This window comes from Alkalispirillum mobile (assembly GCF_003664325.1).
GTDB classification, from domain to species: Bacteria; Pseudomonadota; Gammaproteobacteria; order Nitrococcales; family Halorhodospiraceae; genus Alkalilimnicola; species Alkalilimnicola mobilis.
Window position 1 is genome coordinate 1,193,276 of the sequence record NZ_RCDA01000001.1, and the last position, 22,295, is coordinate 1,215,570.

General features: G+C 67.3%; 21 protein-coding genes. 10 read left to right on the top strand and 11 right to left on the bottom strand.

Annotated features, from left to right (window positions below; all coding sequences use genetic code 11):
• Window positions 1-2 precede the first annotated feature (2 nt).
• Window positions 3-1,085 carry an LPS export ABC transporter permease LptG gene (lptG, locus tag DFR31_RS05530; RefSeq protein WP_121441618.1) on the bottom strand — a complete coding sequence of 361 codons (1,083 nt, stop codon included), beginning with the start codon at window positions 1,083-1,085 and terminating at the stop codon, window positions 3-5.
• Window positions 1,082-2,197 carry an LPS export ABC transporter permease LptF gene (gene lptF / locus DFR31_RS05535; RefSeq protein ID WP_121441619.1) on the bottom strand — a complete coding sequence of 372 codons (1,116 nt, stop codon included), beginning with the start codon at window positions 2,195-2,197 and terminating at the stop codon, window positions 1,082-1,084. Before lptF ends, lptG begins: the two co-directional genes overlap by 4 nt.
• Window positions 2,198-2,357: 160 nt before the next feature.
• Between lptF and DFR31_RS05540 the strand changes: the two genes are divergently transcribed.
• The 4 genes from DFR31_RS05540 to DFR31_RS05555 all read left to right on the top strand — a co-directional run bounded on the left by DFR31_RS05540 (window position 2,358) and on the right by DFR31_RS05555 (window position 7,838).
• On the top strand, window positions 2,358-3,851 hold the full coding sequence (locus tag DFR31_RS05540; protein ID WP_121441620.1) for a leucyl aminopeptidase: 1,494 nt from the start codon (window positions 2,358-2,360) through the stop codon (window positions 3,849-3,851).
• 2 nt (window positions 3,852-3,853) lie between these two features.
• The gene (locus DFR31_RS05545) at window positions 3,854-4,297 is read left to right on the top strand and encodes a DNA polymerase III subunit chi (protein WP_170153607.1); all 444 of its coding nucleotides are present in this window, start codon (window positions 3,854-3,856) and stop codon (window positions 4,295-4,297) included.
• 85 nt (window positions 4,298-4,382) lie between these two features.
• A complete protein-coding gene (locus tag DFR31_RS05550) occupies window positions 4,383-4,919 on the top strand; it encodes a GNAT family N-acetyltransferase (RefSeq protein WP_121441621.1) in 537 nt (178 codons plus the stop codon).
• A 165-nt stretch (window positions 4,920-5,084) separates the two neighbouring features.
• Entirely contained in the window at window positions 5,085-7,838 is a 2,754-nt protein-coding gene (locus tag DFR31_RS05555; protein ID WP_121441622.1) for a valine--tRNA ligase, read from the top strand.
• A gap of 25 nt (window positions 7,839-7,863) precedes the next feature.
• On the opposite strand, the gene DFR31_RS05560 is transcribed toward DFR31_RS05555, so the two are convergent.
• The 4 genes from DFR31_RS05560 to DFR31_RS05575 are packed head-to-tail and all read right to left on the bottom strand — an operon-like array spanning window position 7,864 to window position 10,974.
• On the bottom strand, window positions 7,864-8,070 hold the full coding sequence (locus DFR31_RS05560; protein WP_425452519.1) for a DUF2970 domain-containing protein: 207 nt from the start codon (window positions 8,068-8,070) through the stop codon (window positions 7,864-7,866).
• Window positions 8,060-8,545 (bottom strand): ribosomal protein S18-alanine N-acetyltransferase, encoded by a 486-nt coding sequence (gene rimI, locus DFR31_RS05565; protein ID WP_121441624.1) that lies wholly within the window; start codon window positions 8,543-8,545, stop codon window positions 8,060-8,062. Before rimI ends, DFR31_RS05560 begins: the two co-directional genes overlap by 11 nt.
• Before the next feature lie 29 nt (window positions 8,546-8,574).
• Window positions 8,575-9,417: a uracil-DNA glycosylase gene (locus tag DFR31_RS05570; RefSeq protein WP_121441625.1), complete on the bottom strand. Its 843-nt coding sequence runs from the start codon at window positions 9,415-9,417 to the stop codon at window positions 8,575-8,577.
• 3 nt (window positions 9,418-9,420) lie between these two features.
• Entirely contained in the window at window positions 9,421-10,974 is a 1,554-nt protein-coding gene (locus DFR31_RS05575; protein ID WP_121441626.1) for a 2-isopropylmalate synthase, read from the bottom strand.
• Between the two features lie 461 nt (window positions 10,975-11,435).
• On the opposite strand from DFR31_RS05575, the gene DFR31_RS05580 reads away from it, so the two are divergent.
• Window positions 11,436-12,395 (top strand): zinc metalloprotease HtpX, encoded by a 960-nt coding sequence (locus tag DFR31_RS05580; RefSeq protein ID WP_121441627.1) that lies wholly within the window; start codon window positions 11,436-11,438, stop codon window positions 12,393-12,395.
• A gap of 24 nt (window positions 12,396-12,419) precedes the next feature.
• Here the strand turns inward: DFR31_RS05580 and pssA are convergent, their stop codons facing one another.
• Window positions 12,420-13,175, bottom strand: a complete 756-nt coding sequence (pssA, locus tag DFR31_RS05585; protein ID WP_121441628.1) for a CDP-diacylglycerol--serine O-phosphatidyltransferase — start codon at window positions 13,173-13,175, stop codon at window positions 12,420-12,422.
• 135 nt (window positions 13,176-13,310) lie between these two features.
• Here pssA and DFR31_RS05590 point away from each other — a divergent pair, with 135 nt between their 5' ends.
• Window positions 13,311-13,517: a DUF3185 family protein gene (locus DFR31_RS05590; RefSeq protein ID WP_121441629.1), complete on the top strand. Its 207-nt coding sequence runs from the start codon at window positions 13,311-13,313 to the stop codon at window positions 13,515-13,517.
• A gap of 81 nt (window positions 13,518-13,598) precedes the next feature.
• Here the strand turns inward: DFR31_RS05590 and DFR31_RS05595 are convergent, their stop codons facing one another.
• The 4 genes from DFR31_RS05595 to ilvN all read right to left on the bottom strand — a co-directional run bounded on the left by DFR31_RS05595 (window position 13,599) and on the right by ilvN (window position 16,421).
• The gene (locus DFR31_RS05595; protein WP_121441630.1) at window positions 13,599-13,961 is read right to left on the bottom strand and encodes a phasin family protein; all 363 of its coding nucleotides are present in this window, start codon (window positions 13,959-13,961) and stop codon (window positions 13,599-13,601) included.
• 206 nt (window positions 13,962-14,167) lie between these two features.
• On the bottom strand, window positions 14,168-14,647 hold the full coding sequence (locus DFR31_RS05600) for an NfeD family protein (protein ID WP_170153608.1): 480 nt from the start codon (window positions 14,645-14,647) through the stop codon (window positions 14,168-14,170).
• A gap of 208 nt (window positions 14,648-14,855) precedes the next feature.
• Complete coding sequence (ilvC, locus tag DFR31_RS05605) at window positions 14,856-15,872, bottom strand: ketol-acid reductoisomerase (RefSeq protein ID WP_121441632.1); 1,017 nt, start codon at window positions 15,870-15,872, stop codon at window positions 14,856-14,858.
• 54 nt (window positions 15,873-15,926) lie between these two features.
• A complete protein-coding gene (ilvN, locus tag DFR31_RS05610) occupies window positions 15,927-16,421 on the bottom strand; it encodes an acetolactate synthase small subunit (protein WP_121441633.1) in 495 nt (164 codons plus the stop codon).
• A gap of 204 nt (window positions 16,422-16,625) precedes the next feature.
• Between ilvN and DFR31_RS05615 the strand changes: the two genes are divergently transcribed.
• From DFR31_RS05615 to DFR31_RS05630, 4 genes are all read left to right on the top strand, one after another.
• Complete coding sequence (locus DFR31_RS05615; protein WP_121441634.1) at window positions 16,626-17,906, top strand: MgtC/SapB family protein; 1,281 nt, start codon at window positions 16,626-16,628, stop codon at window positions 17,904-17,906.
• 171 nt (window positions 17,907-18,077) lie between these two features.
• Window positions 18,078-18,416 (top strand): hypothetical protein, encoded by a 339-nt coding sequence (locus tag DFR31_RS05620; protein WP_121441635.1) that lies wholly within the window; start codon window positions 18,078-18,080, stop codon window positions 18,414-18,416.
• Window positions 18,413-20,494, top strand: a complete 2,082-nt coding sequence (locus tag DFR31_RS05625; protein ID WP_121441636.1) for a putative bifunctional diguanylate cyclase/phosphodiesterase — start codon at window positions 18,413-18,415, stop codon at window positions 20,492-20,494. Before DFR31_RS05620 ends, DFR31_RS05625 begins: the two co-directional genes overlap by 4 nt.
• A gap of 85 nt (window positions 20,495-20,579) precedes the next feature.
• Window positions 20,580-22,286 (top strand): proline--tRNA ligase, encoded by a 1,707-nt coding sequence (locus DFR31_RS05630; protein WP_121441637.1) that lies wholly within the window; start codon window positions 20,580-20,582, stop codon window positions 22,284-22,286.
• The last annotated feature ends 9 nt before the right edge of the window (window positions 22,287-22,295 follow it).

The window sequence follows — 22,295 nt, forward strand, 5'->3', positions numbered from 1 at the left end:
GCTCAGCGTACCCGCATGATGCCGACGATGCCGGCCAGCAGAAAGGCGATGGCCGGCAACAGCGCGCTGGCCGCCGGCGGCAGGCCGAACACCACCCCGGCGTGGTTGAGCATGCGGTTGACCAGGAAGAAGACCACCCCCACCAGCACGCCGATGAAAATGCGCTGCCCCGCCCCGGTGGAGCGCACGGCGCCGAAGACCAGCGGAATGGTGAGCAACAGCATGGCCAGGGTGGAGATGGGCGTGGCCACCTTCACCCAGAACGCCAGACGCCACTCGCTGCTGTCCAGCTCGTTGGCCTCCAGGTAATTGATGTAGGTGCGCAGGTCGGCCATGGAGAGGCTCTCCGGGTCCACGACCACCACGCCGAGCACCGCCGGGGACAGGGCGCTCTCCCACCTCTTGCTCTCACCCAGCTCCGAGGTGGAGATGCCCTCGTCATGCAGGTGCACCTCGCGCGGCTCACTCAGAGCCCAGTGACCGTTGCGGTAGAACGCCTCGCTGCCGCTCAGCACCCGGCGCAGGGCCATGGGCTCGCCGGCCCGCTCCTCGAACTCGTAGATGGTCACGTCCTCCAGGTGACCGGCACTGCGCGCCCGCCCCACCTCGATGAACTGGGTGCCGTCCCGGGCCCAGAGCCCCCCGGCCCCGCTGATGCCCACCTCGCGCGCCATGGCGCTGGCGCGCAGTTCGGTGGCCACACGCTCTGCCGGCGGCACCACCCACTCGCCCATGGCCATGGCGATCATGGCCAGGATCAGCCCCCCGGCGGCCACCGCCCGGGCGATCTGCAGCACCGACACCCCGGCGGCGCGCATGACCGTCAGCTCATTGCGCGAGGCCAGTGCCCCCAACCCCATCAGTGCGCCGATCAGCGTGGCGAAGGGAAAGGCCTCGTAGGCGCGCGCCGGACTGCTGAGCAGCACGTACCCCAGTGCGGTAAGCGCGCCGTAGTCGGCGGTACCGATGTCACCGCCCTCGTCGACAAAGGTGAACACCAAATCCAGTGACATGATGACCACCAGCGCCACCAGGGCGCTGCCCACCACGGTCACGATCAGGTAGCGGTCGAGTAGCCGGATCATGAGGCTTCCCTCCGCCCACCGCGGGAGGGCAGCAGATCAAAGCGCCAGAGCAGCCCCACGACCCCGGCCAGTAGGACTGCCCCGTGCAACCACCACAAGCCCAGCGCGGCGGGGACCTGCCCCCCCTCCAGCCAGTCCTGGCCCACGGTCAGCAGCTGAAAATAGCCCACGTAGACCAGCACCGCCGAGAGCAGCCGCCCGTAACGGCCGTCCCGCGGTGCGCTCTTGCTCAGGGGGACCGCCAGCAAGGCCAGTAACAGGGTCATCACCGGCATGGCCAGGCGCCACTGCACCTCGGCCCGGTCAGCGGCGGTATCCGACCCCCACAACTCGGCCAGGGGCTGAGCGTTGCGCCGCGCGCGGATATCGATATCCTCCGGCCGCTCCTCCACCAGGACCCCGTGGCGCTGGAAGCGGGTCACCCGCCAGTCCGCGCGGTCGGGCTCGCCGTCGTAGCGCCAGCCATCCAGCAGCACCAGGTAGCGGTCCCCGGTGATCGGGTCCTCCTCCTGGATGCCGCGGCGAGCGGCGAGGATCACCCGGTCGTCGTTGTTCTGCGAGCGGATGAATACATCCTCCATCTCGCGCTGGTCCTCGCTCAGCCGCTCCAGGTAGAGGGTACCCTCGGTGGCGCCCCGCGCCTGGAGGAAGCGCCCGGCCTGGAGGGCGGCGAACTCCATATCCGCCTCCGCCTCGGCCTGCACCACTTCCGCCTTGTGCGCCGCGGCGGGCCCCCAGTAGAGGGAGAGCATGCCCACCAGCGCGGCCAGCGGCACCGCCAGCCAGAGCAGTGCACGGAACTGGCGCCAGGGGCCGATGCCGCAGGCGGACATCACCGCCATCTCGCTGTCGCGGTACAAGCGGCCAAAGGCGAGGACAATGCCCAGGAAAAAGCTCGCCGGCAGGATCAGCCCGAGGTAGCGCACCGTCTGCAGCCCCAGCAGGGTCAGGATGACTCCCGCCGGCAGTTCGCCACCGGCGGCGTCACCCAGGTAACGGATCAGCCGGTTGGTGGCCAGCACCGCAAACAGCACCAACAGCACCGCCAGCCAGGCGAACAACACCTCGCGTACCAGGTAGCGGTCGACGATGGGGATACGGATTGGCGACAAACCGGGGGCCTCTACGGCTGCAAAGCGAACGGTGCGCAGATTAGACTACTCGACGGCAGACACGGTGACTAACACTTCGAAGCAAGGCGCCGAAGCTTAACCGAGGGCCGCCCGCCCTGGCGAGCCGCGGCGCCCTTCCAGGCCCACAAGGGAGCGATCCATGGATTACACCATCAAGAACAAGAGCGCCGAGAGCATCAGCAGTCCCTGCATTGTGGTGGGCGTCTTTGAACGCCGGCGCCTGACCCCCGCCGCCGCCCAGCTGGACGAGGCCAGCGGCGGCGCCGTGACCGCCGCACTGAAACGGGGCGACACCGAGGCCAAGCCCGGCCAGACCCGCCTGCTCACCGGTCTGGACACCGTCAAGGCCCCGCGGGTTCTGCTGGTGGGCCTGGGCAAGGAGAGCGAGCTCGACGAGCGCAATTACCGCAAGGCGGTCGCCGCGGCGGCCCAGGCAGTGCAGGACTGCGCCGCCGGCGAGGCCGCCTTCTACCTGCACGAGGTGAAGGTCAAGGCCCGTGACCTGGCCTGGCGGGTGCAGCAGCTGGCCATCGGCGTGGTCGGCGCCCTCTACCGCTTCGACGAGCTGAAGAGCGAGGCGGAGACGCCGAAAAAGCCGCTCAAGAAACTGACCCTGGGCGTCACCGACAAGGACCAGGCCAAGGCGGCCGAGACCGCCCTGGCCCAAGGCATGGCCGTGGGCCAGGGCATGAGCCTGGCGCGCGATCTGGGGAACCGGCCCGGCAACGTCTGCACCCCGACCTATCTGGCCGACCAGGCGAAGGCGCTGGGCAAGCGCCACGACAAGCTGAAGGTGCAGAGCCTCGACCGCAAGGAGATGAAAAAGCTGGGCATGGGCGCCCTGCTGGCGGTGGCGCGGGGCAGCCAGGAGGAGCCGCGGCTGATCGCCATGGAGTGGCATGGCGGCAAGAAGGACGAGCAGCCCTACGTGCTGGTGGGCAAGGGCATCACCTTCGACACCGGCGGCATCTCGCTGAAACCCGGCGCGGGCATGGACGAGATGAAGTTCGACATGTGCGGCGCGGCCAGCGTGTTCGGCACCCTGCAGGCGGTGGCCGAGATGAACCTGCCGATCAACGTGGTGGGCGTGGTCCCGGCCAGTGACAACATGCCCGACGGCAAGGCCGTCCGCCCCGGCGATATCGTCAAGACGATGTCCGGGCAGACGGTGGAGATCCTCAACACCGACGCCGAGGGGCGGCTGGTGCTGTGTGACGCCCTGACCTGGTCAGAGCAGTTCAAGCCGCAGGAGATCGTCGACATCGCCACCCTCACCGGTGCCTGCATCATCGGCCTGGGCCACCACCGCAGTGCGGTGCTGGGCAACCACCCACCGCTGGTCCAGGCCCTGCGCGAGGCCGGTGAGACCAGCGGCGACCCCTGCTGGGAACTGCCCCTGGACCCGGAGTACGACGAGCAACTGAAGAGCAACTTCGCCGACATGGCCAACATCGGTGGCCGCCCGGCGGGCACCATCACCGCCGCCAGCTTCCTGGCCCGCTTTACCAAGGCGTACCAGTGGGCCCACCTGGATATCGCCGGCACCGCCTGGCTCAGCGGCGACCAGAAGGGCGCTACCGGCCGCCCCGTGCCGCTGCTGACCCGCTACCTGATGGACCGGGCCGGGGTCTGAAGGTGAGCGACTCCACGAACCCCGTCGTGCGCTTCTACGTACTGAACCGGGCCCATGACCCGGTTCAGCGGGAACGTTTCGCCTGCGGGCTCGTCGCCAAGGGCCTGGCCCACGGTGTGGGGCATATCCATATCCAGGTGGGCGGTGCACAGCAGGCCGAGCGCCTGGACACCCTGTTGTGGACCTTCCGCAAGGAGAGCTTCATCCCCCACGCACTGCAGGCGCAGGCCGAGGGCGAGGCGGTGGTCATCGGCGACCGGCCGGAGGCCCTCTCCGAGGACGCATTGCTGATCAACCTCGGCCCGGAGGTGCCACCGGCATGGCAGGCCTTCCGGCGGGTCTTTGAGGTCGTGGTGCAGGCCCGTGAGGTCCTGGAACAGACCCGCGCGCATTTCCGGCATTACCACCAGGCCGGCGTGACGCCCGAGAAATATGACGTGGACTAGCGCCGAGGGGCTGATGCGGGATGGGCTAAGCTTACCCCTATCAGGCTCATGGCCGTAAACCCTGCACCGCAGACATTGCATACTGATGACGGACACTGACAACACACTGCCACGCGCTGTCGTCGAGGCCAAAGATGGCCGACGCTACACGCTGCGCCCCATCCAGCCGAGCGACGCCCCGTCGCTGATGCGCGGTTATCAGGCCCTGTCGCCGCAGGAACGCTGGTTCCGCATGCTGCACGCCGTGCCGGAATTGAGCGAGGCGGCGGCGGAGGCCTTCTGCACGCCCGACCTGACGCGCGATTTCTGCCTGGTACTGGAGGGGCAGGATGAATTGGCCGGGGAGATACTCGGCGGCGCCCGGATCACCGGCGAGCACAACGGCCGGGACTGCGAGTTCTCCGTTTCCCTGCGCCCCGAGGTGCGCGGCCTGGGCCTGGCCCAGCAGGCCCTGCGCATGGCCCTGCAGCTCGCCGCCGCTGCCGGTTATCAACGGGCGTACGGCACCATCTCCCGGGACAACCGCGGCATGATCAACCTGGCCGTGCTGCTGGGCTTCAACATCCGCCAGGACCCGGACGACCCCGCCTGCGTCATCGCGGAAAAGACGCTGACGCCCTAGACATCACCTGCAACCCGCCGGCTTCACCGTTTGCCGCGCGCACGAGCACCCCGGCCTGCCGGAAACCCGGCGCCGGGGCGGCGGTGTTGCCCTGCTTTTCGCCGGAAACTGCGGTAAGATAACGAGTTTTCCACGCCCCCAAGCCAATCGGATCAGACCGGATACATGGAAAAGACCTACCAGCCGCAAGCCATCGAAGACAAGTGGTACGCCTACTGGGAAGAGCACGGGCACTTCGCACCCGCCGGCGAGGGCGAGCCCTACTGCATCATGATCCCGCCACCCAACGTGACGGGCACCCTGCACATGGGCCACGCCTTCCAGGACACCATCATGGACGCGCTGATCCGCTATCAGCGCATGTGCGGCCGTGACACGCTCTGGCAGCCGGGCACCGACCACGCCGGCATCGCCACCCAGATGGTGGTCGAGCGCCAGCTGGAGGCCGAGGGCAAGTCCCGCTTCGACCTGGGGCGGGAGAAATTCCTGGAGCGGGTCTGGCAGTGGAAGGCCGAATCCGGCGGCACCATCACCCGGCAGTTGCGGCGCATGGGGGCGTCGGTGGACTGGTCCCGCGAGCGCTTCACCATGGACGAGGGCCTGTCCCACGCCGTGCGCGAGGTCTTCGTGCGGCTCTACGAGGACGGCCTGATCTACCGGGGCAAGCGGCTGGTCAACTGGGACCCGGTGCTGCACACCGCCGTCTCCGACCTGGAGGTGGCCAGCAAGGAGGAGCAGGGGCACATCTGGCACATGCGCTACCCTCTCTCCGACGCGTCGGACCACGTGGTGGTGGCCACCACGCGCCCGGAGACCATGCTGGGTGATACCGCCGTGGCCGTGCACCCGGAGGACGAACGCTTCCGCCACCTGGTGGGCAAGACGCTGGACCTGCCGCTGACCGGGCGCCAGATCCCGATCATCGCCGACGACTACGTGGACCCGGAATTCGGCTCCGGCTGCGTCAAGATCACCCCGGCCCACGACTTCAATGACTACGCCATCGGTGAGCGCCACGATCTGCCCAAGATCAACATCCTGACACCGGATGCCGCCATCAACGAGCACGCCCCCAAGGCCTACCAGGGGCTGGACCGCTTCGAGGCGCGCGAGCGCGTCGTTGCCGACCTGGAAGCCCAGGGCCTGCTCGAGAAGGTGGAGAAGCACACCCTGATGGTGCCACGGGGCGACCGCAGCGGCGCCGTGCTGGAGCCCTTCCTCACCGACCAGTGGTTCGTGCGCGCCGAACCGCTGGCCAAGCCGGCCATCGAGGCGGTGGAGGACGGCCGCATCCGCTTCATCCCGGGCAACTGGGACCGCACCTACTACGAGTGGATGCACAACATCCAGGACTGGTGCATCAGCCGTCAGATCTGGTGGGGCCACCGCATCCCCGCCTGGTACGACGCCGAAGGCCACGTCTACGTGGGCCGCACCGAAGAGGAGGTGCGCGCGCGCCACAACCTGGGCCACGTGCCGCTGCACCAGGACGAGGACGTGCTGGACACCTGGTTCAGCTCCGCGCTCTGGCCCTTCTCCACCCTGGGCTGGCCCGACAACACCGAGGCCCTGCGCACCTTCTACCCCACCTCGGTGCTGGTGACCGGCTTCGACATCATCTTCTTCTGGGTGGCCCGGATGATCATGATGGGCATGTACTTCATGGGGGACGTGCCCTTCCGCGAGATCTACATCCACGGCCTGGTGCGCGACCCGGACGGCCAGAAGATGTCCAAGTCCAAGGGCAACGTCCTGGATCCGCTGGATATCATCGACGGCATCGAGCTGGACGACCTGGTGGCCAAGCGCACCAGCGGGCTCATGCAGCCGCAGATGGCCCGGAAGATCGAAAAGACCACGCGCCGGCAATTCCCGGACGGCATCCCCGCCCACGGCACCGATGCGCTGCGCTTCACCTTCGCCTCATTGGCCACCACCGGCCGCGACGTGGTCTTCGACCTGGGCCGGGCCGAGGGCTACCGCAACTTCTGTAACAAGATCTGGAACGCGGCCCGCTACGTGCTGATGAACACCGAGGGCCAGGACACCGGCCTGACCGCGGAGAACATCAAGCTCTCGGTGGCGGACCGCTGGATCATCTCGCAGCTGCAGCGCACCGAGCTGCGGGTGCGCGAGGCGCTGGACGGCTACCGGCTCGATCTCGCCGCCCAGGCCATTCATGAGTTCATCTGGGACGAGTACTGCGACTGGTACCTGGAGCTGTCCAAGCCGGTGCTCACCCAGTCGGACGACGAGGCGCTGCTGCGCGGCACCCGGCGCACCCTGGTACGCGTGCTGGAGGCCGCCCTGCGGCTCACCCACCCGATCATGCCCTTCATCACCGAGGCCGTCTGGCAGCAGATCGCGCCGCTGGCGGGCAAGCAGGGTGACAGCATCATGACCCAGCCCTACCCGGTGGCGGAGGCCGGCCTGGTAGACAACGCCGCCGAGGCGGATATCGCCTGGATCAAGCAGTTCGTGCTGGGCGTGCGCCGGATCCGCGGCGAGATGGACCTGTCCCCGGCGAAACCCCTGCCGGTACTGCTGCAGAACACCACCCCGGAGGACCGGGCCCGGCTGGAGAACTACCAGGCCTTCCTCAAGACCCTGGCACGGCTCGAGTCCATCGAGGAGGTGGGCGGCGAGGCGCCGGAGTCGGCCATCGCGCTGGTGGGCGATATGCAGGTCCTGGTGCCGATGGCCGGCCTGATCGACAAGGAGGCCGAGCTGGCCCGCCTGGACAAGGCGCGCCAGCGGCTGCAGAAGGAGGTGCAGCGGCTGGAGGGCAAGCTGGCCAACGAGAACTTCGTCAGCAAGGCGCCCGAGGCCGTGGTGGAGAAGGAGCGGGCCAAGCTCACCGAGCAGCGCAGTGCACTGGAGAAGATAGAGGCCCAGCGCGAGAAGATCGCCCGGGTCTGACCGGGCCGGCCCCGGGCGGGCGGCGCTAACCGCCGGCCTGGGCCAGAACCACCCGCACGATCAGCACCAGGACCAGGATGAACAGCAGGGTGAAGACCACCCCGGCGACAATAAAAACGCCGGGGCGCCCCTGCGCGAAGTCCCGCCGGCGAGCCGCTTCCGACTGCACCCCGAAGGCGGCCGCCAGGGTACTCAGCAGCACCTGCCACCAGCTGAGTTGATCACGCCCCACGGCCATCCTCCTCGATCAGCCGCGCGAGCACCAAGGCGTCCTCCCGCCCGCCGGCGGCCGGGTAGTAGCCCCGCCGGCGGCCTACCTGCTCGAAGCCGACACTGCGGTAAAGCGCCTGCGCCGCCTTGTTGCTCGGCCGCACCTCCAGGAACAGCTCCTGCACCTCGTGGGCCGGCGCCTCCTGGATCACCCGGTCGATCAGGGCGCGCCCCACGCCCTCTCGGCGCCTGTCGGGGCTGACACAAAGGTTGAGGATGTGCCCCTCGCCGGCGGCCGCCGCCACCAGCACGAAACCGACGATATGCCCGCTGCACACGCACACCCACCCCGGGTAACCGGCACGCAGGCAATCGCGGAAGATACCGTAGGTCCAGGGCCAGGAGTAGGCGCGCTGCTCCACCTGGAGCACCTCGGGCAGATCCGCCTCAATCATGTCCCGGATCCGTCCGGGTTGCGGGGCTACAACGGCTACCATGGGCGCCTCCGGTGGGCCGGGGGACGAGGCTATTCCGCCAGGATGCGGCGGATGTACTTGAGATCCGCCCAGGCCCTCGCCTTGTCCGCGGGATTACGCAACAGATACGCAGGATGATAGGTGGCGAGCAAGGGGACATCCACCGGTGCATAACGGTGAAGCTGCCCGCGCAGGCGCCCGAGCGGAGTGGTGACCCCCAGCAGGTGGTGCGCCGGCACACGCCCCAGGGCGACGATGAGTCGGGGCTGGAGCAGCGAGAGCTGCCGCTGCAGGTAGGGCTGGCAGGCGGCGGCCTCATCCGCCTTCGGGTCGCGGTTGCGCGGCGGCCGGCACTTGACCACGTTACAGATATAGACCCCGTGGTGGCGGTCCAGGCCGATAGCCGCCAGCATCCGGTCCAGCAGCTGACCCGCCTGGCCCACGAACGGTTCGCCGCGCCGGTCCTCTTCCACCCCGGGGCCCTCGCCCACCAGCACCAGGTCCGCCTGCCGGTCACCCACACCGAAGACCGTACGAGTCCGCCCCTCGCACAGCCCGCAGAGCCGGCAGTCGGCCACCCGAGCCTCAAGGGCGTCCCAGTCCAGGCCGTCGAGACCGGATTCGACCGGCGCCCGGGCCGGGGCCGGCGGTTGTTCCGTACCCGGCGACTGGCCCTGGTCCGGCGCTGACGCCGGCCCGCCTTGTGGCTGCACCACCGGCTCAAGCACCGGCTCTGGGGGCGGCTCCGCCTCCCCCGACGCCTGCGCCGCTTCTGCCGGAACCGGCCGCCGGACCGGCGCCGCCACCGCCGCGGGCCGCGGCCGATAGCAGGTCACGCCCAGCTGCTGCAGGCGCACACGCTGACGGGCCTGGCGAGCGGCCTCCTCGTCCATGGCTTATACGTCCGCCGCCTGCGGGTGGCGCCGCAACTCACCCTGGTCGATCTTGTTCAGGGCGTTCAGGTAGGCCTTGGCCGAGGCGATCACGATATCGGTGTCCGAGCCCTGGCCGTTGACGATTCGCCCGCCGCGCTCCAGGCGCACGGTCACCTCGCCCTGGGAGTCGGTGCCGGTGGTAATGTTGCTCACCGAGTAGAGCAGCAGCTCGGTGTCGGAGGCGCCGATCAACTCCTCTATGGCCTTGAAGGCCGCATCCACCGGGCCGCTCCCCGGACACACGGCGCGCCGCTCCCGGCCGTCCACCATCAGGGTGACGGTGGCCTCGGGCGTTTCACCGGTCTCGGAGCAGACATGCAGGGCCACCAGGCGGTAGCGCTCGTTCTCCAACGCCATGTTGGCTTCGGTGACCAATGCCTGCAGGTCCTCGTCGAATATCTCGTGCTTCTTGTCCGCCAGACCCTTGAAGCGCTGGAAGGCCTCGTTGAGCTGCTCCTCAGAGTCGAACTCGATGCCCAGATCCTTGAGCCGGGCCCGAAAGGCGTTGCGCCCGGAGTGCTTGCCCAGCACCATCCGGTTGGTGTGCCAGCCCACGTCCTCGGCGCGCATGATCTCGTAGGTCTCGCGGTGCTTGAGCACCCCGTCCTGGTGGATACCCGACTCGTGGGCAAAGGCGTTGGCCCCGACGATGGCCTTGTTGGGCTGGGGCTGAAAGCCGGTGATATTGGCCACCAGGCGGCTGGCGGGCACGATCTCCCTCGCCTCGATGCGCGTGTCGCAGGGGAAGTAGTCCTGCCGGGTACGCACCGCCATGACCAGCTCCTCCAGCGCGGCGTTGCCGGCACGCTCGCCGAGCCCGTTGATGGTGCACTCCACCTGCCGCGCGCCGTTCATCACCGCTGCCAGGGAGTTGGCCACCGCCACCCCCAGGTCGTTGTGGCAGTGCACCGAGAAAACCGCCTTGTCGGAGTTGGGGACGTTCTCGCGCAACCGCTTGATCAGCGCGCCGAACTGCTCCGGCAGGTTGTACCCCACCGTGTCCGGGATGTTCACCGTGCCGGCGCCGGCATCGATCACCGCCTCGATGATCCGGCAGAGGAACTCGGGGTCGGAACGGCCCGCGTCCTCCGGCGAGAATTCCACGTCATCGCAGAGCGAGCGGGCCAGCTTCACCGCCTTCACCGCCTCCGCCACCACCTCGTCGGGCGTCATCCGGAGCTTCTTTTCCATGTGGATGGGCGAGGTGGCGATGAAGGTGTGGATACGGCCGGCCTCGGCCTCCTGCAGCGCCTCGCCGGCGCGCCGGATATCGTCCTCCCGGGCACGGGCCAGTCCGCAGATCCGGCTGTCCTTCACGGCGCGGGCCACCGCGCTCACCGATTCGAAATCACCGACGCTGGCCGCCGGGAACCCCGCCTCGATCACGTCCACCTTCAGCCGCTCCAGCGCCCGGGCGATGCGCACCTTTTCCTCGCGGGTCATGGAGGCGCCGGGACTCTGCTCACCGTCGCGCAGGGTCGTATCGAAGATAATGAGATGTTCTTTGTCGCTCATGATGACTCTCCCGGGAGGCCGGCCGTGCGTGCCGCCTACCTTAAACGAATACCATCCCGCTGCCGAGGCGCGGGCCTGGGGGAATTCAGGGCTGTGGGATCGGGTCGGATAGGCTGCCTTACGGCAGCAGCAGTCGCAGACTGGTGAAGGTGAGCAGCGGGCGACCGGACAGGGACGACGCACGACGCCGGGAGGCGCCGGTAGGCATTGCGTCGCTGGATAACCCTTGGAAGATCATTCGGTGTAGAGCACTCTGCCCGTGATGATTAAAACGCGTGTCGGTATAACCGGATGAACTTGACTATAAACGCCTCTCCAGTGAGCTGGCAACCCCGGTGGCCGGGCCGTTGATGACTTTTTCCAATCGCCCCCATTGACCGCGCCCCGCGTCGTTTGCCCGCCGCCACGGGTAGCGCGTATTGCGCTTGCGCGGAGCGGCGCCAATCGGAGATAAGGGGACGATGGACCCGACACACCTTGCACAGCGCAAGCTGCAAAACCTGCTGGGCGCCGTCCTGCTGCTCACCGGCCTGACCCTGTTGCTGGGGCTGATGGGCTGGTTACTGGCCGGCGGCGTCGGCCTGGTCTGGGCCATGGCACTGGCCGTGGTGACCAGCCTGGTGGCGCGCAGCCTGCCGGCGCGCCTGCTACTCGCCCGCTCCGGCGCCTCCCCGCTGCCGCCCGGAGCGGCCCCGGACCTTTACCGGCTGCTGGCGGCGCTCTACCGACGGGCCGGCCTGCGCCATGACCCGACACTCTACTACCTGCCCTCACCGGCCCTGAACGCCTTTGCGGTGGGCCACCGGGATGACGGCGGCATCGCGGTGAGCGGTGGCCTGCTGCGCACGCTCACACTGCGGGAGCTGGCCGGGGTACTGGCCCACGAGGTGAGCCACCTGCGCCACAACGACACCACTGTAATGGCCATGGCCGATGCCATGGCGCGCCTGACCTTCTGGGCCGCGGTGCTGGGCCAGCTGACGCTGCTCATACTGCTGCCCTGGTGGATGGCGGGGGATCTGGCGCTGCCCTGGTTGCTGTTCCTGGCCATCCTGATCGCGCCCAGCGCCGCCACGCTGCTCCAGCTGGCGCTGTCACGCAACCGCGAGTACGCCGCGGACATCGAGGCCGCCAGCCTGACCGGTGACCCCCAGGGCCTGGTCTCGGCCCTGGTGAAGCTGGAACGCTACAACGGCGGCTGGCTGCGCAGCCTGTTCGGCCGCCGCCCCCGGCTGGCCCCACCCTGGTTACGCACCCACCCGCCCACGGAGGTGCGTATCGAACGGCTGCACAGGCTGGAAAAGCAGGCAACGCCCGATACGGCATTACACGGGCTACCGAGCGAGCCGGTGGCCCTCAGGATGAAGGCCCCGCCGCGCGCCCGGCGACGGTACTGGCTGGTCCGGCGGCGCTGGCCCTGATGCAGTCGAGCCGCCGTGGCCCCATCAGCCGGCGCGACCACCACGCAACCGTCGACGCCGCTGGTTCCACGTCATCACCGGCCCGGAGACCAGGTAGGCGAGAAAGCCGACAAACAGCACCGTGGGCGGGTGGATGAGCAGAAAGGCCAGCCCGAGCAGCACCACCACCATGGTGAAAAAGGGCACCCGGTAGCGGAAGTCCACCTCCTTGAAGCTGTAGTAGCGCATCCGGCTGACCATCAGCAGCCCGGCGGCCAGCACAACCACGCTGGCAGTGATCAGTGCGCTGCTCTCGCTGACCCCCAGGTGATCCCCCACCCAGATCAGGCCCGCGACCACCCCCGCAGCGGCGGGACTGGGCAGCCCCTGGAAGTAGCGCTTGTCCGCCACGCCCACCTGGGTGTTGAACCGGGCCAGGCGCAGCGCCGCACAGGCCGCGTAGATGAAGGCGATCAGCAGGCCCAGCTTGGCGAAAGGCCCGGGCAGCACCGCGGTGCCCGACAGCGCCCAGAGCCAAGCCACCAGTGCCGGCCCCACCCCGAAGCTGACCATATCGGCAATGCTGTCGTACTGGACGCCGAAGTCACTCTGGGTGTTGGTCATACGGGCGACGCGGCCATCGAGACCATCGAAGACCATGGCGATGAAGATCGCCAGGGCGGCGTTCCGGAAATCGCCGTTGAAGGCGGAGATGATGGCAAAGAAGCCGAAGAACAGGCAGCCGGTGGTCAGCAGGTTGGGCAGAAGGTAGATACCGCGGCGGCGCTTGGTCGCATCCATTGGGGTTCGCTTTACTGGCTGTCGGGATCAGTAGCCTAGTGTAACCTCTGAAGCCGGATCGGACCGACCCCCGGGCGAGACCCGCCGTGTGGTCCATCGCAACGTTGGCAGACAACAGGCAGACAGGGTAGGCACATGCACTGGAAACGGATACTCGGGCTCGTCATTCTTACCGCGGCCGCCGTGGTGCTCTATTTCGGCTGGGGCATGGCCCAGACGCCGGAGGAGCAGGCCCAGTGGGAAGCGACCGGCAACTTCACCGATCAGACGGCCATGGTGCTGTTGAGCGGCGGCGTGGGCGCTTTCGTGGGACTGATGCTGCTGATCTTCGGCAAGCGGTAACAACGAAAAGGCCCCGGAGTGCAGCACCCCGGGGCCTTTTCCGGCCAGTGACGGGCGCGGAGCACCCGCAGTGGTCAGTCCTTACTTGGACTGGGCCACCTTGCCGAACTCACGGGCGCTGTCCTGGGCCAGCTTCTGGGCGTTCTGCGCCAGTTCCTGGTTCAGGGCCACGACCTTCTCGGCTTCACCCTTGGCGCGCTGACCGATCTCTTCGGCAAGCTTGCGCTGACCTTCCACGTAGCTCTGGAAGTCCTTCTGGTCTTTGATGTCCAGCGCAGCGCGGGCCTGCTTCAGGGCCGTCTCGGTGTTGGCCTTGGCAGCCTCGAACTGGATGTTGACCAGCTTCTCAAAGTAGTCCAGGCCCAGGCCGGCGTAGGCGCGGGCCGGGTCCACGAAGAACTTGCTGGCTTGATCGCTGAATTGCTGGATAGTCTCGTTGCTCATGTGCGTCACCTTAAAGATACTCTGCAATTGGGGTTCAGGATCGGAAGCAACCTCGTCCTGATGCAGTGCACAATAGCAAAGCATTTGGTGCGCCGCAACATGATTTTCAAAGATGGGGTAGACCTTTCTCGAATATCCCCCACACCGATCTGAATGGAACGCCGTAACACGCCAGGTGACTGATCAATCAGTCATATTTTTGCCGGTCACTCCGCCCCTTCGTCGGTGTCGGTAACCCGCACCACTTCGGCGGTGATCCCCCGGAAACGCACCACCCGCACCCGTTCGCCCGGGGCCAGGGGCCGGTCCGGCTCCGCTGAACTGGGCTCAAGCCGGGTAGGGAAGAAATCACCCAGCACGTGGATCCCCAACCGGTCGCCCCATTGCTGCACCGCGTAGATCTCCCCGCTTACCCGCGTATCCTGCCCGGCCGCGCCACTGCGCCGACCGCTCATCCGGCGCATGAACCAGAGCACCACCGGGAACAGGAGCAGTCCGGCCACCCCCGCTACCGCCAGTTGCCCGGTCAGCTCAAGCCCCAGCAGCGCGGCCGCCATGCCCGCCAAGGCCATCAGCCCGAGCAGCAGCAACACGCCACTGGTACCACCGGCCAGGAAAAGGTCGGCCAGTATCAGCGCCAGCCCGGCGACCAGCCACACCACCCAGGGATCAAAATGCTCGCTCATGCCCTGTCTCTCCTTGAGTCCATGCCAGGGTCCCATCGTTTGCCACAGCATCCCGTGTCATGTGGGGCCTGGCAAGCCCAGGGGCGGCCCGAAACCCCGGCCCACCGCCAATGAACGGGTCGGAACGCACGGAGGCCGGGCCCCCCAAGGGGAACCCGGCCTCCGAGAACGGCCCGCCCCGTCCAGGGCGAGCGTCAGGCTGCAGGACTCAGTTCTTGTCCTTGTCCACCAGCTTGTTGGCGTTGATCCAGGGCATCATGCCGCGCAGGCGCTCGCCCACCACCTCGATCTCGTGCTCGGCGGCCAGCCGGCGACGGGCGGTGAGGGTGGGGTTGCCGGCCTGGTTCTCCAGCACGAACTCGCGGGCGAACTCGCCCTCCTGAATCTCGGCCAGGATCTCGCGCATGGCCTCGCGGCTCTCCTCGTTGATCACACGCGGGCCACGGGTGAAGTCACCGTACTCGGCGGTGTTGGAGATGGAGTAGCGCATGTTGGCGATGCCGCCCTGGTAGAGCAGGTCGACGATCAGCTTGGTCTCGTGCAGGCACTCGAAGTAGGCCATCTCGGGGGCGTAACCCGCATCGACCAGGGTCTCGAAACCGGCCTGGATCAGGGCGGTGATGCCGCCGCAGAGCACGGCCTGCTCACCGAACAGATCGGTCTCGGTCTCCTCGCGGAAGCTGGTCTCGATGACACCGGCACGGCCGCCGCCGTTGGCGGAGGCGTAGGACAGGGCGATGTCCTTGGCCTTGCCGCTGGCATCCTGGTGGATGGCGATCAGGCTGGGCACGCCACCGCCCTCCACGTAGGTGGAGCGGACCAGGTGGCCGGGGCCCTTGGGCGCGATCATGATCACGTCCAGGTCGTCGGCGGGCTGGATCTGGCCGAAGTGGATGTTGAAGCCGTGGGCGAAGGCGATGGCGGCGCCGGACTTCACGTTGGGGGCGATCTGGTTGTGGTAGATCACCGCCTGGTGCTCGTCCGGGGCCAGGATCATGACCACGTCGGCCTGGGCGGCGGCCTCCTCGATGCTGGCCACTTCCAGGCCGGCGTTCTTGGCCTTGGCCGCGGAGCCGGAACCTTCACGCAGCCCCACCACGACGTCCACGCCGGACTCTTTCAGGTTGTTGGCGTGGGCATGGCCCTGGGAGCCGTAGCCGATGACGGCCACCTTTTTGCCCTGGATGATGGAGAGATCGGCGTCTTTATCGTAATAGACTTGCATGACTACCCCTTCAGGATTCACGTTGCGGCGCCACGGCGCCCATAGCTTGAAAGATCAGACCCGCAGGTGCTTCTCGCCGCGGGCGATGCCGATGACACCGGAACGCACCACCTCCAGGATGGCGCTGTGGCCCAGCACATCCAGGAAGGCGTCCAGCTTGTCGCTGGGCCCGGTGAGTTCGATGGTGTAGATGCGATCGGTCACGTCGAGGATGCGCCCGCGGAAGATGTCGGTCAGGCGCTTGAACTCCTCGCGCTGCTCCGCACCGGCGGCGGCCACCTTGATGAGCATCATTTCCCGCTCGATGTGCCGCCCCTCGGTCATGTCCATGACCTTGACCACGTCCAGCAGCTTGTTCAGCTGCTTGATGATCTGCTCGATGATGCGGTCATCACCGATGGTCACCAGCGTCATGCGCGACAGGGTGGGGTCGTCGGTGGGGGCTACGGTGAGGCATTCGATGTTGTAGCCCCGTGCCGTGAACAGCCCGGCGATGCGCGAAAGCGCGCCGAACTCGTTCTCCACCAATATGGAAATGATATGCCGCATGGTCCGCTGGTCCCTTCTGGATCTGCCCCGGAGTGGCGACAAGCGCCCGGGCCACCGGGCTGAGCCGCACCGAGGCTTGGAATAAAGCGCTCGCAGGAAAGGGAGCAAAACTACTCGGGATGGGGCAAAGCGTCAAGGTGGCGCGCTGCCGCTGTTACCAGCCCCTGACAACCGCTAAGGTGACCACAGGGGGGCGGACACCTTATGGAAGAACTCACCGAGCAGTTCATCGCCGGCAACGAGACCATCCTGCAGTTGGCCGTGGCACTGCTACTGGGCGCACTGATCGGCCTGGAGCGCGGCTGGGAATCGCGGGCGCTGGAGGCTGGCCGTCGGGTGGCGGGCATCCGCACCTACGCCCTGGTGGGCCTGCTCGGCGGGCTTTCGGCGGTACTCTCCGAGCACCTCACCCCCTGGGCCTTCCCGGTCATGCTGATCGGTCTCGCCGCCCTGGTGCTGGTCGCGTACCGCACCCAGGCGGAGCACGCGGGCAACGTCAGCATCACCGGCACGGTCGGCCTGCTCCTCACCTTCGCCTTCGGCGCCATTGCCGTGGCCGTGGACCTGGTGATCGCCACCGCGGGTGCGGTGATCACCGCCGTGATCCTGGACAACAAGCAGGAGATTCACGGGCTGATCAACCGGCTGCACGCCCACGAGCTGGACGCGGCCTTCAAGCTGCTGCTGATCTCGGTGGTGGTCCTCCCGCTGCTGCCGGACGAGGGCATGGGCCCCGGCGGGGCCATCAACCCCTACGAAATCTGGTGGCTGGTGGTGCTGATCGCCTCGGTCTCCTTCGTGGGCTACTTCGCGGTGCGGGTGGGGGGCACCGAGAAGGGGATACTGTTCACCAGCCTGTTCGCGGGCCTGAGCTCCTCCACCGCCCTCACCCTGCACTTCTCCCGGCAGTCGCGCCACGCCCCCGGGCTCAGCCCCCTGCTGGCCGCCGGCATCCTGATCGCCTGCGGCACCATGTTCCCGCGCATCCTGCTCTATGGGCTGATCATCAACCCGGCGCTCATTCCGCCGCTGGTGCTGCCGGTGATCGTCATGGCCAGCCTGCTCTATCTGCCCGCGCTGCTCATCTGGTATCGGCAGCGCCAGTCGCGGGAGGTGACGCAGCCCAAGCTCAAGCAGAATCCGCTGGATCTCAAGTCGGCGCTGGTGTTCGGGGCACTGCTCACCGCCATCATGTTCCTGGGCGAGTGGCTGCGCGACTGGCTGGGCGATGCCGGCATCTACCTGCTGGCCGCGTCGTCCGGCTTGGCGGACGTGGACGCCATCACCCTGTCGCTCACGCGCATGTCGAATGTCTCTATCAGCCTGGACACGGCGGTGCTGGGCATCGTCATCGCCGCCTCGGTGAACAACCTCATCAAGGGCGCACTGGCCGGGGTGATCGGCACCGGGGCGCTGGGCAAGCGGGTCACCGGCCCGATGCTGCTGTCCTTGGCCGCCGGACTGACCGTCGCCTGGTGGCAATAGCTCTGCCCGGGGATCAACGACCCGCAGTGGAAAACCTGCTAATCTTTGGCGTATTGAACCTTTGCGCATTGCGGTTCTCGGCGGTACTGCCGGCGAGTCCCGCGGGCCCACTGCGGGCACGCGCAACCCTCTTTCCCGTTGAACAAAGCCAGCCCAATCAAAACCAGAATCATGCCAAGGGACAGCAGCCGTTACGTCATCCGCGCCAGCGTCAAGGAGTTCTCCCTGCCGCCCATCCACGATGGCCTGGTCTTGGGGTGCGAATCGCCCATCGGCCACATGGCCGTGGCTAAGGCGCTGGACCTGCTCACCATCACACCATACGAACACCTGGAAATTGAGGATGAAGTCATCGGCGATGTCCTGGTACGCAGTGCGGTGCTGCGCAAGCTCAGTCGCGACCAGATCCGGGATTTCGTTCTCAGTCGAGTCAAGCCCCTGATGGGCCCGGAGGAGATCGTCCATCTGGAGATGGAGATCGAGGTCCAGATTGACTCGGAGGCAAGATGAACGGGGAGCTACGGGCTTCGGACCTGCTCTGCGGTCATTGGATCGAGGTGGCCACCATTCAGCGTTACCGCGACGTGGTGCGCGACAGCAAGGAACCGGTGCGTGCCTTTGTCGTGCTCGACGAGTCGGGCCGCTTCATGGGGTTGGTGGAGGAGCGCCAGGCCGCCCTCTTCCCCGGCCGGATCTTCGCCGACCTGCTGGTCAAACGCCCCCCGAAACCCCTCAGCGCAGAGGCCCCGGTAAAGGAAGTGCTGGATGCACTGGACCACGCGCACACCCTGCACCTGCCGGTGGTGGATGCGCAGGGCGAGTGCATCGGCGTCACCTCCCATACCTGCCTCTTTTCGGTTCTGTTGGCCCGCGAACAGAAACTCCGCGAGGAGCGCGAGGCCCTGATCGCGCAACTGCAGGACGAACTCCACGCCCACGAGATCGCCAGTGCGGTGTTCAACGCCACCTCCGAGGGCATCATGGTGACGGATGCCGAGCAGCGGATCATCTCCGTCAACCGCGCCTTCACGCAGACCACCGGCTATGCCCCCCGGGAGGCCCTCGGCCACACCCCCAGCCTGCTCTCCTCCGGGCGGCATGGCGCCGAGTATTACGGGAATATGTGGCAGCAACTGCAGGCGCACGGGCGCTGGGAGGGGGAGATCTGGAACCGGCGAAAAAACGGCGACGTCTACCCGGAGTGGCTGCACGTGGATGCCATCCGGGACGAGACAGGTCGCATCACCAATTTCGTCGGGGTCTTCTCCGATATCACCAAACACAAGGAGCTGCGCGATCGGCTGCATATACTGGCCAACTACGACAGCCTGACCGGACTGCCCAACCGGGCTCTCTTCCTTGAGCGCCTCAGGCGGATCACCGCACTGGCTGGACACCGCAAATTCTCGTTTTCACTGCTTTGCCTGGGCCTGGACCGGTTCCGGGAGATCAACGACACCTATGGCCACAACAGCGGTGATCAGGTCCTGGTGGAGATCGGCAAGCGACTGCAGGGCTGTCTGCGAGAGAGCGACGACCTGGCGCGCCTCGAGGGCGATGAGTTTGTCATCCTCTCAGAAGGTGGCGAGGTCAACATTCACACCCTTGCCCAGCGCCTGCTGCACGCCCTGGAACGCCCCATTCCCGTGGACCAGGAATCGTTCTTTGTCTCCGCCAGCCTCGGCATCTGTCATTACCCGGACGATGGCGCAGACGCGGATACCCTGTTGGCCAGTGCCCACTCGGCCCTCTTTCAGGCGAAGACCGCCGGCAAGGGCGGCTTCAGCCTTTACTCACCTGATGCCCATGAACGCGCCCGGCAAAGGGTACGTCGGGTTGCGGACCTTCGCGAGGCGCTGGAAAACGACAGGCTCGAACTGGCCTGGCAACCCCAGGTCAGCCTGGAGGATGGCCGGGTAACCGGCCTTGAGGCCCTGGCCCGTTGGCCGCGCGATGACGGGCAGCCGATCAGTCCCGCCGAGTTCATCCCCCTTGCCGAGCAGTCGGGGCTGATCCTTCATCTGGGGCGATGGGTGATAGACACTGCGATCTCGGAAGCAAGGACCCTGCTGCAGACCTGGCCGGCATTGCAACATGCCCGCTTCGCCCTCAACCTCTCTCCCTGCCAGCTGGATGAATCCCTGCCGGCAATGCTCACCGAACGTCTCGCCAGGGCCGGTTTGCCGAGCGACTGCCTGGAGGTGGAGATCACCGAATCCGCACTCTTTACCGACCAGGCGGGGGTAACCGAGACGCTGAATGCCATCGGGTCGGCAGGAATCCGTTTGGCGGTAGACGACTTCGGCACCGGCTACTCCAACATCGCCCGGCTCAAGCTCCTGCCCATTCACCGGCTCAAGCTGGACCGATCCTTCATCGCCGACCTGGAGCACGATCCCGGCGACCGCGAACTGGTCCGGGCGCTGCTCGCCATGGCCCGGGCGCTGGACCTGGATGTGATTGCCGAGGGCGTCGAGACCCGGACCCAGGCCGATTTTCTGGCACGCAACGGGTGCCCGCACGCCCAGGGCTACCTGTATGCCCGCCCGCAACCTCTGGCCCCGCTCAAGAGCTGGCTGCGCGGGTAGGGCCGGTCGGGCACCGGGTTCGTCCCCGCCCCGGGCTGTTGTATCCTTCCGGGCCAGGTTTTCAATCAAGAAGGAAAAGACGCCGATGCGAGCCAGCCTGTTTCCGCTCTCCACCAGCAAGGAGACCCCCGCCGACGCCGAGATCGTCAGCCACCAGCTCATGCTGCGCGCCGGGATGATCCGCAAACTGGCGGCCGGCCTGTACACCTGGACGCCGCTGGGGCTGCGGGTGCTGCGCAAGGTGGAGCAGATCGTGCGTGAGGAGATGGACCGCGCCGGCGCCCATGAGCTGCTGATGCCGGCGGTACAGCCATCGGAGCTCTGGCAGGAGTCCACCCGCTGGGACAAGTACGGCCCGGAGCTGCTGCGCCTGCAGGACCGGCATGAGCGCGACTTCTGCTTCGGCCCCACCCACGAGGAGGTCATCACCGACTACGTGCGCCGCGAGGTGAAGAGCTACCGCCAGCTGCCGCTCAACCTCTACCAGATCCAGACCAAGTTCCGCGACGAGATCCGCCCCCGCTTCGGGGTGATGCGCGCCCGCGAGTTCCTGATGAAGGACGCCTACTCCTTCCACCTGGACGACGACTGCCTGGGGCGCACCTACCAGGTCATGTACGACGCCTACAGCCGGATCTTCGAGCGCACCGGGCTGGTGTTCCGCGCGGTGGCGGCCGACTCGGGCAACATCGGCGGCAGCGTCTCCCACGAGTTCCACGTCCTCGCCGAGTCGGGCGAGGACGCGGTGGCCTTCTCCACGGAGGGCGACTACGCCGCCAACGTGGAGCTGGCCGAGGCTCCGGCCCCCGCCGGCGGCACTCCGGCCCCCGGCGAGGACATGCGCCTGGTGGACACCCCCGGCGCCCGCACCATCGACGACCTGGTCAAGGACTACGGGCTGCCCATCGAGAAAACCATCAAGACCCTGGTGGTGCACGGCGCCGAGGGCGGGCTGGTGGCATTGATCGTGCGCGGTGATCACACCCTGAACGACGTCAAGGCCACTGCCCTGCCCCAAGTGGCCGAGCCGCTGGTGATGGCCGACGAACCGGCGATCCGCGACGCCATCGGTGCCGGCCCCGGTTCACTGGGCCCGGTCAACCTCCCGATCCCCTGCGTGGTGGACCGAAGCGTGGCGGTGATGAGCGACTTTGCCGCCGGTGCCAACAGCGATGACAAGCACTACTTCGGGATCAACTGGGGCCGCGACGTGGCGCTGCCCGAGGTGGCCGACCTGCGCGAGGTGGTGGCCGGCGACCCCAGCCCGGACGGCAAGGGCACGCTGGAGATCGCCCGCGGCATTGAGGTGGGCCATATCTTCCAGCTGGGCCGCGAGTACAGCGAGAAGATGAAGGCCACCGTGCTGAACGAGGACGGCGACGCTCAGACCGTGACCATGGGCTGCTACGGCATCGGCGTCTCCCGCGTGGTGGCCGCCGCCATCGAGCAGAACCACGACGACAACGGCATCATCTGGCCCGAGCCGATCGCCCCCTTCCAGGTCGCCCTGGTGCCCATCGGCATGAACCGCTCCGAGGCGGTGGCCGAGCAGGCGGGAAAACTCTACGCCGAGCTGCTAGATGCAGGGGTGGAGGTCTTCTTCGACGACCGCGATGCCCGCCCCGGGGTCAAGTTCGCCGACGTGGAGCTGATCGGCATCCCCCACCGGGTGGTGATTGGCGACCGCGGGCTGAAGAACGGCGTGCTGGAGTACCGCGGGCGGCGGGACAGCGAGAGTACCGAGGTGCCGCTGGCCGAGGTGCATGGGTTCCTGCAGGCGCGGTTAGGTTAACCGTCGCAC

Coding starts and splice junctions, on each gene's coding strand:
- ilvN (WP_121441633.1), bottom strand. CDS start 16,421: ATGCGGCATATCATTTCCATATTGGTGGAGAACGAGTTCGGCGCGCTT.
- pssA (WP_121441628.1), bottom strand. CDS start 13,175: ATGGATGCGACCAAGCGCCGCCGCGGTATCTACCTTCTGCCCAACCTG.
- DFR31_RS05620 (WP_121441635.1), top strand. CDS start 18,078: ATGCCAAGGGACAGCAGCCGTTACGTCATCCGCGCCAGCGTCAAGGAG.
- DFR31_RS05590 (WP_121441629.1), top strand. CDS start 13,311: ATGCACTGGAAACGGATACTCGGGCTCGTCATTCTTACCGCGGCCGCC.
- DFR31_RS05555 (WP_121441622.1), top strand. CDS start 5,085: ATGGAAAAGACCTACCAGCCGCAAGCCATCGAAGACAAGTGGTACGCC.
- DFR31_RS05540 (WP_121441620.1), top strand. CDS start 2,358: ATGGATTACACCATCAAGAACAAGAGCGCCGAGAGCATCAGCAGTCCC.
- lptG (WP_121441618.1), bottom strand. CDS start 1,085: ATGATCCGGCTACTCGACCGCTACCTGATCGTGACCGTGGTGGGCAGC.
- DFR31_RS05570 (WP_121441625.1), bottom strand. CDS start 9,417: ATGGACGAGGAGGCCGCTCGCCAGGCCCGTCAGCGTGTGCGCCTGCAG.
- ilvC (WP_121441632.1), bottom strand. CDS start 15,872: ATGCAAGTCTATTACGATAAAGACGCCGATCTCTCCATCATCCAGGGC.
- DFR31_RS05575 (WP_121441626.1), bottom strand. CDS start 10,974: ATGAGCGACAAAGAACATCTCATTATCTTCGATACGACCCTGCGCGAC.
- DFR31_RS05630 (WP_121441637.1), top strand. CDS start 20,580: ATGCGAGCCAGCCTGTTTCCGCTCTCCACCAGCAAGGAGACCCCCGCC.
- DFR31_RS05615 (WP_121441634.1), top strand. CDS start 16,626: ATGGAAGAACTCACCGAGCAGTTCATCGCCGGCAACGAGACCATCCTG.
- DFR31_RS05625 (WP_121441636.1), top strand. CDS start 18,413: ATGAACGGGGAGCTACGGGCTTCGGACCTGCTCTGCGGTCATTGGATC.
- DFR31_RS05580 (WP_121441627.1), top strand. CDS start 11,436: ATGGACCCGACACACCTTGCACAGCGCAAGCTGCAAAACCTGCTGGGC.
- DFR31_RS05550 (WP_121441621.1), top strand. CDS start 4,383: ATGACGGACACTGACAACACACTGCCACGCGCTGTCGTCGAGGCCAAA.
- rimI (WP_121441624.1), bottom strand. CDS start 8,545: ATGGTAGCCGTTGTAGCCCCGCAACCCGGACGGATCCGGGACATGATT.
- DFR31_RS05595 (WP_121441630.1), bottom strand. CDS start 13,961: ATGAGCAACGAGACTATCCAGCAATTCAGCGATCAAGCCAGCAAGTTC.
- DFR31_RS05600 (WP_170153608.1), bottom strand. CDS start 14,647: ATGAGCGAGCATTTTGATCCCTGGGTGGTGTGGCTGGTCGCCGGGCTG.